Below are 13,543 nucleotides of genomic sequence, written 5' to 3'. Positions count from 1 at the left end.
ACGCGTTCGTATTTGATGACTACCACGGCCCAAAGCGGCAAGCGCTGCCGAGAAAGCCGGACAGTGTCAGCCTAGCACATCGTTCAGGTACAAACGCACTCATCTGCAGGGCAATGAGGATTACCTTTCTGTGGCCACCCAGCGTTGACCAACGCGGCAATGGACATTGAGTGAAGGGTAACGAGCGGGGTAAAATCCCACCACGTAAGTAGGATTTGACTCGCTCGCAGGCGTGACCATGTCGCGTCGTGCGCAGGAAAGGAAACCATGCCCGACAAGCTACTCACTATCTCCGGTCTCTCCGCAGGCATCGAGGAGAAGCCTATCCTCCATGACATCGACCTTTCGGTAGGCGCCGGAGAGACACACGTCCTCATGGGTCCTAACGGTGCCGGTAAGTCGACGCTCGGACGCGTCATCATGGGCGATCCAAGCTATGAGGTCTCTTCCGGCTCCATCCTCTTCGAGGGGGCAGATATCACCGACCTCAGTCCCGACAAGCGTTCGCTCGCTGGCATCTTCCTCAGCTACCAGGCTCCCGTCGAGGTTCCGGGAGTCCCTCTGTACAGTTTTCTTCGAACCATCTGCCAGATGCGCCCAGAGCTCAAGATGAACGCCCGCACCTTTCGCAAGCGCGTCGGCGAGATCGCAGAACAGCTCGACCTCGACGAGAGCTTTCTCACCCGCGAGCTCAACGTGGGCTTCTCGGGCGGCGAGAAGAAGAAGCTCGAGATGTTGCAGCTCCTGCTGCTCCGTCCCAAGCTGGCCATCCTAGACGAGACGGACTCGGGCCTCGATGTCGACGCCCTTGCCATCGTATCGCGCGGCATCAGCGTCTACCTCACGTCATGCAACGGCTCTCTCCTCATGATCACACATAACACCCGCATCCTTGAGAGGCTCGACGTTGACCACACGCACGTCATAGTCCGAGGCTACATGGTTGCCGAGGGACCCGGTCAGCTCATCGAGCAGATAGACCGTGAGGGCTTTGAACGCTATGAGACGATCCTTCGAGCGAAAGAGGACTCCCTCCCCGGGGGTGACGAGTAGCGATGCCACGGAAGAGGACGCAGGTCGAAGACGTCGACCGATCGATGTATGACTTCGTGATGCCGGAGAACAACGTCGAGCGCTATGCTGACGGCCTCACCCCCGAGCTCGTGAGGATGATCTCCGCGAAGCACAACGAACCCTCATGGATGCTCGACTTGCGCCTCGAGGCGCTCGAGCGCTACCATGACATGCGCATGGCCACCAACTGGGGTCCTGACACATCCAGCTTGGACATGGACCACATCTCGAACTACGTGGCCCCCAAGACCAAGGTCTCGAACAGCTGGGACGATGTGCCCGCTGACATCAAGAACACCTTTGAGCGCTTGGGCATCCCGGAGGCGGAGCGCAAGAGCCTGGCAGGTGTGGGGGCCCAATACGACTCCGAGATCGTCTACCACAACATGCGAGACGAGGTGGCCAAGCAAGGTGTCGTTTACACCACCATTGAGGACGCGATGCGAGGCGAGTACGAGGGCGTCATACGTGAGCACTTTAGCAAGCTCATCCCCATCACGCTCCACAAGTTTATGGCTCTGCACTACGCGGTATGGTCGGGAAGCTCCTTTGTCTACGTCCCCAAGGGCGTGACCCTTCCCTTCCCCCTGCAGAGCTACTTTCGCCTCAATGCGGCAGGGGCAGGGCAGTTCGAGCACACGCTCATCATCGTGGAGGACGGAGGCGACCTTCACTTTATCGAGGGGTGCTCGGCGCCTAAGTATAACGTGGCGAACCTCCATGCCGGCGCCGTCGAAATCTTTGTGGGCAATGACGCACGCTGCCGCTACTCCACCATAGAGAACTGGTCCAAGAACATGTACAACCTCAACACCAAGGTCGCCGTCGCGGGACACGACTCCAGCGTGGAGTGGGTGTCGGGATCCTTCGGAAGTCATATATCCTACCTGTATCCCCACACGATCCTGAAGGGAGACCGTAGTAGGTGTGAGTTCACCTCGATCACGTTCTCGGGTGCAACGCAGGACCTCGACACGGGCTGCAAGGTGACGGTAAGGGGCAAGGACTGCTCCTTGGCCGTAGACACCAAGTCCATCTCGAAGGACGGCGGCGGCAACACCTTTCGCTCGGCGGTGATCATCGACAAGCATGCGGACAACGCGCACGGGACCGTCTCGTGTACCTCCCTCATGCTCGACGACCTCGGGCGCTCCGACACGATCCCCTTCATGGACATCCGCAATCGCTCTGCCCAGATAGGCCACGAGGCCACCATCGGTCGCATATCAGACGAGACCATCCTCTACCTCATGAGCCGCGGCTGCTCGGAGTCCGAGGCGAAGACCCTCGTCGTCAACGGCTTTGCCAACCCGATCTCAAAGGAGCTCCCGATGGAGTATGCCGTCGAGATGAATAACTTGATCAAGCTCGAGATGGAAGGAGCGATCGGATAATGGCCGAAGAAACCGCCCCGACCATAGCCCTCGAGCACGTCAACGTGCCGCCGATGCAGACGTGGAACTACCTTCACGCCAACGACACGTCCCTCACCGTTCCCGTCCCCAAAAGCACGGGAGCCGTCTTGGGCAGGCTCCCCAAGCTCTTTAATCGCCTCGACTGCGCCATTGGCAAGGACGCCGAGACGTGGGCCAGCAACTCGTCAGATGAGTCGCGCTACGTCGAAGTTCCCGCCCTCACCGAGCGAGACGAACCCATCGTCATCGACGTGTCGTGCGACAAGGGCGAGGCCCACGACACGGGCATCATATTTCGAGAGGGATCGAGAGGGACCGTCGTGATCTGCTCACACGGGACGAACGACTCTGCTAAGATGACGTCCGCCTCGCTCACCCGCATCATCGCGAAGAGAGGCGCCGAGTTCGAGCTCATAGAGATCGTCGCCGCTACCGACTCCCACCAGCACCTGGATGGAATCGGTATCGAACTGGACGAGGGGGCCCACGCCAGCGTGAGGCAGTACTTCCTCGGTGGGAAGAAGGTCGTCGCGGGCATCGCCACGGACCTAAGGGGGGACAACTCTCGCATCGACCTCTCTGGTCGCTACTACGTCTGTGGCCAAGAGGAGCTTGACGTCAACCAAGTCGCCCACGCGCGCGGCCTCAACACCTACGAGGAGATGCTCACGAGCGGCTTCCTTGGTGACCAGGCCAGAAAGACCCTACGGATGACCATCGACTTGATCCACGGATCGAGTGGCTCGAAGGGCAACGAGGCCGAGACCGTCATGGGTTTTGGGCCTGACGTTGTGAACAGGACACTTCCCGTCATCCTGTGCGACGAGGACGACGTCCAGGGAAACCATGGCGCCACCATAGGGGGTATCAGCCAAGACCAGGTGAGCTATCTTGCCGTGCGCGGCCTGAGCGAAAAACAGGTAGACGAGCTGCTTGTGCGGGCTCTCTTCGATGACGCCGCCATCAATGCCGTCACCCCCGCCGCCCGCACAGCCGTGCTCGATCGTGCGGCCCAAGTGCTGGGAGACGAGGTCGCCAACGACATCACGGAGGGCCTCGGCCTTGAGACTGAGAAAGGGTAGGTATCCGATGTCTACCAAAGCCCAGCTGAGCGATATCGAACAGAATCCCTGTAGGGATGACTTCCCCCTTCTTGCGGCACACCCCGAAATGGTCTTTCTTGACAGCGCCGCCACCTCACAGCGACCTGCATCCGTACTTGACGCGCAGAGGGCCTTCTACGAGACCATGAACGCCAATCCCCTACGCGGTCTCTATCGCCTCTCGATCGACGCGACCGACGCCATCGAGAGGACGCGTGCCCATGTGGCACGCTTCATAGCTGCCATGGATGAGGGTGGCAACCCACAGAAGGAGCAGATCGTCTTCACGCGCAACACGAGCGAGTCACTAAACCTGGTGGCAAGCTCACTCGGCCGCACGATCCTCTCTCCCGGAGATGAGGTCGTGATATCGATCATGGAACATCACTCAAACCTCATCCCCTGGCAACAAGTCTGTGCAGCCACAGGCGCTCGTCTTGTCTACCTGCGCTTGGACGATGACTTCAACATCTCGCAAGACGAGCTTGAGGCCAAGGTAGGGCCACGGACCAAGATCGTCTCGCTGACCCAAGTCTCGAACGTCCTCGGCACGCAAAATGACATCGCAGCTGTCGCGCGGCGCGCCCACGAGATGGGTGCCTACCTGGTGGTCGATGGTGCCCAAGGCGCGCCTCATGTCAGGTCCAGCGTACGCGAGATGGGCTGCGACCTCTACGCCTTCTCGGCCCACAAGATGATGGGTCCTATGGGCGTGGGCGTCCTCTGGGGCACGGCCGATGTCCTTGAGCTGATGGCGCCCTTCCTAACCGGTGGAGAGATGATAGACTCCGTGACGGAGACCGATGCCGTCTGGGCGCCCGTCCCACAGAAGTTTGAGGCGGGTACGCAGGATGCGGCGGGTATCTACGCCTTTGATGCAGCCCTCAGCTATCTAGAGGGCCTTGGCATGGAGGCAGTCGAGCGCCGCGAGCGCGAACTTGCCCGCTACCTTACCGAGAGCCTCGCCTCCCTCGACTTCGTTGACATCATCGGAACTAAGGACGGCAGCCGCCATGTCGGTGCCGTCGCCTTCAACGTGCGAGGTGTTCATCCGCACGACGTCGCGTCTCTCTTGGACGGTTCGAACGTCTGCATCCGTGCGGGACACCACTGCGCGCAGCCTCTCCTTGCCTGGCTAGGCGTACAAATGGGCAGCACCTGCCGCGCAAGCGTCGCGCTCTACAATGACACGTCTGACATCGACCGCCTGGTCGAATCCCTCAAGTTGGTTTGGGGTGTCTTCAATGGATAAGCGTCCTGCCGGAGTGACCGGCCTCTACAACGCCGAGTTCATGGACCACGTCCAGTACCCGGACTACAAGTACCGAATGGAAAACGCCACCCACACGCACGAGGGCGTAAACCCATCGTGTGGCGACGAGCTCACATTTTACCTGCGCATGGCTGACGATGGCACCATAGGTGAGACCTCCTACGAAGGACACGGGTGTGCCATCAGCCAAGCATCGGCAGACATGATGAGCGACCTCATGGTGGGAAAGACGCCATCGGAGGCGATTGGGCTTTGCAAGCTCTTTGGCCAGATGGTTCGCGGCGAAGAGACGAAGGATGACAGGCTCGACGTGCTAGAGGACGCAGCCATGCTCAAGGACATCTCACATATGCCCGCGCGGGTCAAGTGCGCCGAGCTCGCATGGCGCACGCTCGAGGAGATGCTTGAGGCAGCAGATCCCGTGACGGAGGGTGCCAGCGTAAAGGAGGGCTGAACCATGGGCGGGATGTTCTCTACAAAGGGACGCTATGCCCTGCGTGTCATGGGAGACCTCGCGTCCCATGATGGATGGGTGTCGCTCGGCGACGTCGCCAAGCGACAGGGCATCTCGCGCAAGTACCTCGACCATGTTGTGTCTCTCATGCATCGTGCGGGGTATGTCAAGAGCAGGCGTGGCAAGAGCGGTGGGTATTGCCTCACACGAAAGCCAGAAGAGTATACGCTGGGCATGATCTTGCGGGCCGCTGAGGGCTCGCTCGCCCCAGTCGCCTGCCTGGACTGCACCAGCGACGAGCTCTGCCCCCAGATCGAGAACTGCCCCACCGTCAACATATGGCGAGACCTCAGCGCCGTGACGGCCGAGTTCCTTGATGGACATACCTTGGCGGACATCATAGCTAAGGACCCATCGGCACAAGACGAAGAGACAGTCAACTCAGCTCATAGGCTATGCTAGTGGTCTTCTTTGCGACCGCTTGCATTCCCTCCGGAAGAACCACATCTTCGTGACCTATACTCCTGTGTACGACATGCCGGTTCGGGGGGTCGAGCCTGTATGGCATGAACCCTCTTTGGGCTTGACCCTCCATATCGCACGACATCTGCAGCACGTTCGCACAACATGACACATGAGAGGCAGTGAACTCATATGAACGGAACCATGCTTCAGGGATTTTCCTGGCACCTACCTGCTGACGGTAAGCATTGGGAGCGCCTACGTAAGAACGCCAAGGCCTTTGCGGCCGTCGGCATCACTAGTATCTGGCTCCCGCCCGCCTACAAGGGCCAAGCCGGTAAGGATGATGTGGGATACGGCGTCTACGACACCTACGACCTCGGAGAGTTTGACCAAAAAGGTAGCGTTCCCACTAAGTATGGGACCAAGAAGGAGTACCTGGCCGCCATACGGGCGCTCAAGAAGGCAGGTATCCAGGTACTTGCCGACATCGTCTTGAACCATCGCATGGGCGCGGACGAGTCCGAACAGGTTCAGGCTGTCGAGGTCGACCCCGCCAATCGCAATGAGGACAGCTCCGAGGAGCAAACCATCACCGCCTGGACGCGCTTCACCTTCCCGGGGCGCAACGGCACCTACTCCGACTTCGTCTGGGACCACAGCTGCTTTCACGGCTGCGACTACGACGTCGCCACAGGTCGCAACGCCATCTTTCGCTTCGCCGACAAGCGCTGGGACCCCAATGTCACGCGCGAGCGGGGAAACTACGACTACCTCATGGGCGACGACGTGGACGTGACCTATCAACCTGTCTTCGACGAGCTCGTACGCTGGGGCCAGTGGTATACCTCGGCCTGCAACATCGACGGTTACAGGCTGGACGCCGTGAAGCACATAGAGCGTAACTTCTACCGCGATTGGCTTGCCCGGATGCGTGAGGATAGCGGCAAAGAGCTCTTTACCGTCGGTGAGTACTGGTCAAGCGATGTGGAGGAGCTCACGGCCTATCTTGGTGAGGACAAGCCCATGAGCCTCTTTGACGTACCGCTCCACTACAAGCTCTACCAAGCGTCCTGCTCAAACGGCGACATGGACCTCTCGACGCTCTTCGAGAACACGCTCGTCATCGCCGACCCAACCCACACCGTGACCTTCGTCGAGAACCACGACACCCAACCCGGCCAGGCCCTACAGTCCTTTGTCGAGCCTTGGTTCAAGCCGAGCGCCTATGCCTGCATCCTGCTTCGCGAGGCAGGCTATCCCTGCGTCTTCTACGGCGATCTCTATGGCATGCCTAACGGGGGCAACATACCCGCCGTCGCGGAGCTGCCGCTCCTGATGGAGATCCGCCGGCGCTTCGCATACGGCGAGCAGCGTGACTTCCTCTCGAGTCCCGACGTCATCGGCTGGACACGCGCAGGTGACGCCGAGCACGACGCAAGCGGCGTGGCGGCCATCCTCACCGATCGTAGCGAGTCACAGCTCACGATGGAAGTTGGCAACGAACATGCCGGCGAGACCTGGCGCTGCGTCATCGGCGAGGAGGATGACGTGTCCATTGCTGATGACGGTACGGCGGTCTTCAAGGTGAGTGCAGGCAAGCTCTCGGTCTATCTGCCCGAGACGGCCATCAAGACGCTCAACTGCGATAGCAGGGCACTGCACAGAGCGCAGGCACGCGCCATCGATCCCTCACCTGCGGCATAAGCCTGAGGGCGAGCGCTTAGGACCTGAGGCGCGCAACCGGCGCGCGACGAGCGCCCCTACGGGCATACCCACCCGATCGCGGCCTTTCTGGCCTACCTGTTCTCGATGCTGCCCACATTCTTGATCAGGATCGACACCCTGCCCTGCGCATCGGCCATGAACTCGATGTAGGTGTCATCGGCCGCATACTCGCTCGGAAAGCTGATCTCGATACCCGTGTCTGTCCTGATCCTATGGCTCTTGGCAAGCCGGTTCGCCGCAGAGCGACGTACGGGGATCTCCTCGGGCAGTTGCTCGTCGCGGACGGCCTGTTCGTAGCGTTCGGCGAGCTCGGGCCTCTCTGTAAACACCTGCCTTCCTACCTCTGAGGGCAAGAGAGGCTCATCCCGCTCGGCGCTCGATGTGACCACACGCTTGGCCTGCGCCACGGCTTGGGCCGAACTCATGCCGTGCCCATCGGCGACCTCTTCCACGATGCGCCCTATCGCCTGTACAACCTCCCTGGTAGAGGCCTGTGCGCTGCAGGTTAAAAGGCGATCAGAGATGAGCTGCAGCGCACTTCCTGCCTGCCTGCGCTCCTTGTCATGGAAGTCTACGCTGCCTGTCTTAAGATTCACCAGCAGATACGAGTCAATCCTCTGCGTGGGACTGGGTAGAGTCGAGTCTTGGCGCAGGATGTCATTGGAGGCAACACCCGCATCGTCGAGACCCAGCTCATGCACGAAGGCCTGCCTGCGAGGCAACAGCGCCGCCGCAAGAAAGCGCTCCGAGAGATCCTCGGCGTCCCTCGACGGGGTTGCGGTGGCCACAGTCGTCGCGCCCTGCTCTTTGCTCGCACCATCAGCGCGCCTTCCCATGTCGCCCGTGTCCGTGAAGTCCGCTACGAGCAGGTCACACTGCTCAAGGTCATCGCAGCGTCTGAGTTCCTCCCACATGAAGCGCGCCAGCTGCTGAGAGAGCTCTATGAAGCTGACAGAATCCCCCCGTACGTAGGCCTTGAGGGCAGCGCCAAACGAACTCTGGTCCGAGAGCTCGCCATGGCGACTCTCTGGAGACGCGATGAGCTTGCGCAGGCTGCGCTGGACGTATGACTTCACGCTGCGACTACCCAGATCGAGCTCGCGCTCGCTCGGATAGTCCGACCCTCCCTCGAAGTCGAAGGCGTGCAGAATGGCATGATCTATGTGCATCATGGGCATATCACCGTAGCTCTCGTTCACCGACAGGGCATCTAGCATAGCGCAACGACCATGCAAGCTGCCTGTAAGGGCGCCCGGCGGAAAGGAGAACAGGCGACGAGCGAAGCTATGGCAAAGACGTTAGGTCAGCTGCGGTGGGCAGGACCAGGAGCGAACACGCCGACCTCACAGTCGCCGTGCAAGGAGCGAGACGGTTCTCTTGCCCGAATCACCTGATGCGCCATGGCGCATCTCGATGATGCCGAGGCCCTGAGCCTTAAGAAAGTTAAGGTCAAAGTCATCATCAACAACAGCAAAGCAACCCTGGGCACCAGCTCTCGCAAAGATGCCGAGTGCGTCGTCAAAGAGTCTCTTCCCGATGCCCCTCCCCGCGAACTGCGGGTGGACGACAAGTAGATTGAACTCGGACTGCGCGGTAGCGTACCCACGCGAGATGAACACGTCCGCAACTGTATACATGCGCAGCTTGCTGAACAGTCGTTCCTCAATCCTGATGCCTCCGAGTTTGGCACGCTTGCGAGCGACCACCATGGTGTCCTTGAAGCGTTGATCCCACTCCTCGTTTACCACGAGCCTCTCGTTCGGATAAATGCCCCCGAAGCAGGCACCCACGACCCTCTCGTCCGTGACGGCGACGCGGGCTACCCCAGAGCGTCGCAAGGCGCCGACCGTCATGACGCGACCAAAGACGATGCGATCGTATATGCCCTCGACACCCCCATACCAGGCGCGGACGCAAAGATCGGTCACCGCGTCGAAATCGCCATCCCTGAAGGGACGATGACGTATCTGGCAGGGCTCGGAGGGCATGGTACTTCCTTTGGGCATAGGTGCTATTGGCCTAGCAGAGGGATGGACAAGACGGGTATCCAATATTTGAAGAGGGGAATTCTATGTAAAGAACAGCTCGAAACGCGCGCCACAAACACCCACTACGCGATGTTGCGTCGCCTGAACTCAAGGATGCCATCACAGGCAGGGGACCGACGCGCGCCATGCCGGGAAACCTCGCTGGAAAGCAGCCTCACGCCATGCGTCCTGAGGCCCTCTGGTACCTTGCGCGTCTTGAACCACCCGCAGGTAGGACAGGATTCCACTGCATAGTCATCGCAGTGCGTACCCTCCCACTTAGTGATGGAACCACAGGCCGGACAGAAGCGCACACGGCGCGCAAGATCGAGGAAGTAGGCGTTTCGCAGCGGCAACACATGAACTCCCCCGGTGAGCGAAACCTTTCTCATGTGCAGCATCGCCATGACAGCCATCCTTCCTGACGCGGCGTAACAAGGACATAACAATCATCTCACAGCTATGGTATCCGATGCACGCAGGAAGGAACCATCAAAGCCTTGAATGGATATTTTTTCTCGATATATGGCATAGACAAAGAAGGGAACGGGGGCTGGGGTCTTGGACTCGCTAGAACAGGCAAGACTCGATGATCTCTGTGCCGCGCAAGACGTCCAACCACTCTTCGGGGATAGAGGTCGCCCCGTAGATCGTACCGGCAAGGGCACCAGCCACCGCAGCCGTCGTGTCCGTGTCATCGCCGAGGTTCACGGCGGCAAGGACGCAGTCGCGATAGCTCTGCGTCGTACCCACGCACCAAAGAGCTGCCTCATAGGTGTCGCGCACGAAACCGCCCGAGCGAATGCGCCTGCGGGGCGTCTCGCCATGCTCGGCGACAAGACGTGCGTGCAGGGCGACGGGATCGGCGATAGCCTCGCGTAGCACGTGCACGAACTCGACACAGGTCTCGTAGCTCACGTGGTGAGCATGCGTGATGCCGCTGACGTCTCGCACCTCGTCGTCGGTGGCATCGCAGAAGGCGAGCGGAGCTATGCGCATGAGCGAGCCGTTTCCGTTGTCCCACTCCCCCTTCATGCCATGACCGGCCTGAAGTGCGCTCGAGGTGGTGCACCCCACATCGAAGACGCCGTCGATGGCGTAAGATCCCATGCGAAGCCACGCCTCGAAGCGCAGGCGCATGTCATCCACGTCAACGCGACCGCAGGTCTTGATGGAGTCGCAGGTCGCGAGCATCATCGCGCTGTCATCCGACCAAGTGCCCGCCGGTTGTGCATGGGAGCCTCCGCCAGTCATGCCCGTGCACTCGAAGCTATCGCGCTCGCGAAACTCAAAGGGCACGCCAAGCGCATCTCCCACCGCCTCACCAAGAACGGCGTCTCTGAGCTCGCGCGGGCGTGTGGTATCGATGGCGGGTGGGGCGACTGCGTCTGACACGGGACCTCCTCTGCTCGGAATATATGATAACCACTTTAGCAGGAGTGATGGACAGGGGGCTGCTGTCGGCGGCAAAACCTCAGGTTGGGCACCTCGTCAAGCCCCGGCGCCCTCCGACACGGCGTGTGGTTGACCCAGCGAGAACACCTTGGCACCGAGCAGCTTTACGTCCTCTGGCAGATGCGACGCCACGAGCAGCGGCCTCCCGCCAAGATGCCTCAGGACGAAGCCCGCCGCTCGCCTGTGGGAGCTCTCGTCAAGTGAGGCGAAGGGCTCATCCAAGAGCACGGCCTCAGAGCGATATGCCAAGGCGCGTGCGAGCTCAACACGGCGTCGCTGGCCTCCCGAGAGCTGCCGGACAGGCAGGTGGAGCAGGCCCTTGGGCAGAAGCTCAACCAGAAGGGCCCGAGCCTTGCCGCGATCGATCGTAGCCCCCGCGACAAGGAGCACGTTGTCGATGGCGTCGAGCCCCTCGATCAGGCGCACCTCCTGCCAGACGGCGGATATCCGCTCGCAGGCCCGCACGCATCCCCCAAGAGGCGAGAGCTCGCCGAGGACGGTGCGAAGCAGGGTCGTCTTACCTGCCCCCGAGGCATCGTCCAGAAGCACCCGTGACCTCATGCCAAGCTGCAGGCTCACATGCTCGGCGACGACGGTGCCCTCGTAGCCGAGTGTCACGTCATCCAGCTCTATACGTCCGTCCTGTGGGATACCAGCTGCGTCGCGCGTCCGACGTCGCCCCAATCCCATGACACTCGCGCGAAGCGACAGGGGTCCTGTCAGTTCCAGCACAGCGAGAAACGCTCGCTCGCAGAGAAACGCCGCAAGCACCACGATGATAGTCCAAGCAAAGACGTCGCTGGTCTCAAGCAGGAGCTTGGCCTGGTAGATCCTCTCCCCAACGCTTCCTGCGGGCGTTCCCACAACCTCGGCGGCAATACCTGCCTTCCACGCCATACCGCAGGCGTTCTTGGAGGCAGCGCGTACGTACGGGAGCGCCTCGGGCCACCCGAGCGCCAAAAGACGTCTTGGACGGCTCACGCGAAGGCGCTCGAGCATCCCTGCCACCTTGGCATCAACGTTTTCGAGTCCCTCGACCACCGAGAAGTAGAGGGCGGGAAAGATCGCCAAGAACACCACGATCCACGAGACGGAAGTAGCTCCCACCCAGATGAGCAGAAGCACGATGATGCAGACGACGGGAACGCTCTTGAGCGTCGATACGGCGGGTGCGACAAGCTCGTGCATAGTCCGCGATACGTGAGAGACAATACCCAGCACAACAGCGCAGGAAAAGCCGAGCAGAAATCCGAGGGTGATCCTGAGCGCCGTGATACCGACGGTCGACACAAAGCGCGAGGAACGGATGACCCCGCCGAGCGCCACCAGCGTACGCACAGGCCCAGGCAGCAAAAGCTCGCTGCCCATGGCAAGGCTCGCAAGTTGCCACAGTGCCAGCCAGATGGCAACAGCGACAAGCCTGCGTACGCCGCGTGCACGCCTAGGCGTGGGAGGGTTGGCCCTCTGCCCCAAGGCTAGCCTATGTGGTAGAAGTCATCTGCGGGCAACACCCCGCCCACGGAAGCCGCATCCGCGTCAAAGAGCACCTGTAGGTAGCCGTGCAGGGCGGCCTTCATCTCGTCTCCCGTGATGCAGACCAGGTGACAGCCTGGGATGGCTCTCTCGACCACCTCCTCGCTGTCGAGGATACCTGCCGAGACCACGAGCGGGGCCACGGCCTTGGGGTCGGTGTTCGCCGCTTGGACGGAGTCGGCATGCTCCCGGATAAAGCTTTGGACGGCGTCGGGATGCTCGTTGAGGAAGGACCTCTGCACGATGGTCACGCCTTGGACGAGCTTTGACCCATCATCGTTGAGCCTGCCCCACAGCTCAGTGAGATCGATGGATGCCTTGAGCTTGGCATTCTTGGTCGTGGCCACGGTCACGAAGGGTTGGGGAAGAATGCCGATCGCGCTCTCGTCGCCCATGAGCATGCTCACTACCTCGGCATGCTCGCTCTTGTACTCCAACGTCACGGACGAGGCGATGCCTGCCTTGTCGAGCAGCTTCCTCATGGTGTACTCGGGACTCGCACCTTTGCCGGAGAGGTAGACGGTATGGCCCGATAGGTCGGCAAACTCCCTGATGTCGGCATTAGCCGTGACGACAAAGAGGACGCCGAGGGTGTTGATGTCGATGACCGAGACGCCGGCGTCGGTCTTGTTGTAGAGGACGGCCGCCGAGTTGGACGGGACGAGCGCGATGTCAAAGCCACCCTTGGCAACCTCGGGGATAACCTCGTCGGGCGAGCTTGCGACCTTGAAGTCGTAGTGGTTCTGCGTCTCGCCCTTGTTGGCCTTGTCCATGAGCGAGGCGATGCCGATAGACGTCGGACCCTTGAGCGAGGCGACCTTGATGGTGGTGGCCTTATCCTTCCCATCAGAACCCGACTGGTCGGCCGAACCCCCCGATGATTGGGGTGTACCCTGCTGGCCCGAGCATGCCGCAAGCCCGAGCGATAGGGCAAGGCCGAGCGACGCTCCCACTGCCTCGCGCCTGGTCAGAAAACGTGCGTTTCTCGCTGTCATCTACTCTCCACCCTTCCTCATGCT

13 protein-coding genes are annotated in these 13,543 nt (G+C 60.8%); 7 read left to right on the top strand and 6 right to left on the bottom strand.

The features are described from left to right. The first annotated feature begins 267 nt into the window (after nt 1–267). From sufC to ADJ70_RS02620, 7 genes are all read left to right on the top strand, one after another. A complete protein-coding gene (gene sufC / locus ADJ70_RS02650; RefSeq protein ID WP_050343253.1) occupies nt 268–1,053 on the top strand; it encodes a Fe-S cluster assembly ATPase SufC in 786 nt (261 codons plus the stop codon). A gap of 2 nt (nt 1,054–1,055) precedes the next feature. After that, nucleotides 1,056–2,468, top strand: coding sequence for a Fe-S cluster assembly protein SufB (gene sufB, locus ADJ70_RS02645; RefSeq protein WP_050343251.1), 1,413 nt, complete (start codon nt 1,056–1,058; stop codon nt 2,466–2,468). Continuing rightward, a complete protein-coding gene (locus tag ADJ70_RS02640) occupies nt 2,468–3,571 on the top strand; it encodes a SufD family Fe-S cluster assembly protein (protein ID WP_050343248.1) in 1,104 nt (367 codons plus the stop codon). Before sufB ends, ADJ70_RS02640 begins: the two co-directional genes overlap by 1 nt. 7 nt (nt 3,572–3,578) lie before the next feature. Continuing rightward, entirely contained in the window at nt 3,579–4,844 is a 1,266-nt protein-coding gene (locus tag ADJ70_RS02635; RefSeq protein WP_050343246.1) for an aminotransferase class V-fold PLP-dependent enzyme, read from the top strand. Then, nucleotides 4,837–5,319, top strand: coding sequence for a Fe-S cluster assembly sulfur transfer protein SufU (gene sufU / locus ADJ70_RS02630; protein ID WP_050343244.1), 483 nt, complete (start codon nt 4,837–4,839; stop codon nt 5,317–5,319). The genes ADJ70_RS02635 and sufU overlap by 8 nt, the downstream gene beginning before the upstream one ends. A 3-nt stretch (nt 5,320–5,322) precedes the next feature. After that, complete coding sequence (locus ADJ70_RS02625) at nt 5,323–5,781, top strand: Rrf2 family transcriptional regulator (protein WP_050343242.1); 459 nt, start codon at nt 5,323–5,325, stop codon at nt 5,779–5,781. 204 nt (nt 5,782–5,985) lie between these two features. Beyond that, nucleotides 5,986–7,488: an alpha-amylase gene (locus ADJ70_RS02620; RefSeq protein WP_216597303.1), complete on the top strand. Its 1,503-nt coding sequence runs from the start codon at nt 5,986–5,988 to the stop codon at nt 7,486–7,488. Nucleotides 7,489–7,580: 92 nt separating this feature from the next. Here the strand turns inward: ADJ70_RS02620 and ADJ70_RS02615 are convergent, their stop codons facing one another. The 6 genes from ADJ70_RS02615 to ADJ70_RS02590 all read right to left on the bottom strand — a co-directional run bounded on the left by ADJ70_RS02615 (nt 7,581) and on the right by ADJ70_RS02590 (nt 13,519). Then, entirely contained in the window at nt 7,581–8,726 is a 1,146-nt protein-coding gene (locus ADJ70_RS02615) for a nucleoid-associated protein (RefSeq protein WP_253273215.1), read from the bottom strand. A gap of 126 nt (nt 8,727–8,852) precedes the next feature. Further along, the gene (locus tag ADJ70_RS02610; protein WP_050343240.1) at nt 8,853–9,497 is read right to left on the bottom strand and encodes a GNAT family N-acetyltransferase; all 645 of its coding nucleotides are present in this window, start codon (nt 9,495–9,497) and stop codon (nt 8,853–8,855) included. A 122-nt stretch (nt 9,498–9,619) separates the two neighbouring features. Next, the gene (locus ADJ70_RS02605; RefSeq protein ID WP_050343239.1) at nt 9,620–9,943 is read right to left on the bottom strand and encodes a hypothetical protein; all 324 of its coding nucleotides are present in this window, start codon (nt 9,941–9,943) and stop codon (nt 9,620–9,622) included. Between the two features lie 163 nt (nt 9,944–10,106). After that, on the bottom strand, nt 10,107–10,931 hold the full coding sequence (locus ADJ70_RS02600) for an ADP-ribosylglycohydrolase family protein (RefSeq protein WP_253273214.1): 825 nt from the start codon (nt 10,929–10,931) through the stop codon (nt 10,107–10,109). Between the two features lie 96 nt (nt 10,932–11,027). Next, the gene (locus ADJ70_RS15545) at nt 11,028–12,359 is read right to left on the bottom strand and encodes an ATP-binding cassette domain-containing protein (protein ID WP_050343237.1); all 1,332 of its coding nucleotides are present in this window, start codon (nt 12,357–12,359) and stop codon (nt 11,028–11,030) included. Between the two features lie 107 nt (nt 12,360–12,466). Beyond that, complete coding sequence (locus tag ADJ70_RS02590; protein ID WP_050343236.1) at nt 12,467–13,519, bottom strand: ABC transporter substrate-binding protein; 1,053 nt, start codon at nt 13,517–13,519, stop codon at nt 12,467–12,469. Nucleotides 13,520–13,543: the final 24 nt, after the last annotated feature.

The sequence above is a fragment of the Olsenella sp. oral taxon 807 genome (genome assembly GCF_001189515.2).
In the GTDB taxonomy this organism is placed as follows: Bacteria; Actinomycetota; Coriobacteriia; order Coriobacteriales; family Atopobiaceae; genus Olsenella_F.
The sequence above is the reverse complement of the archived record's forward strand: the minus strand, read 5'-3'. Positions and strand labels throughout refer to the sequence as shown.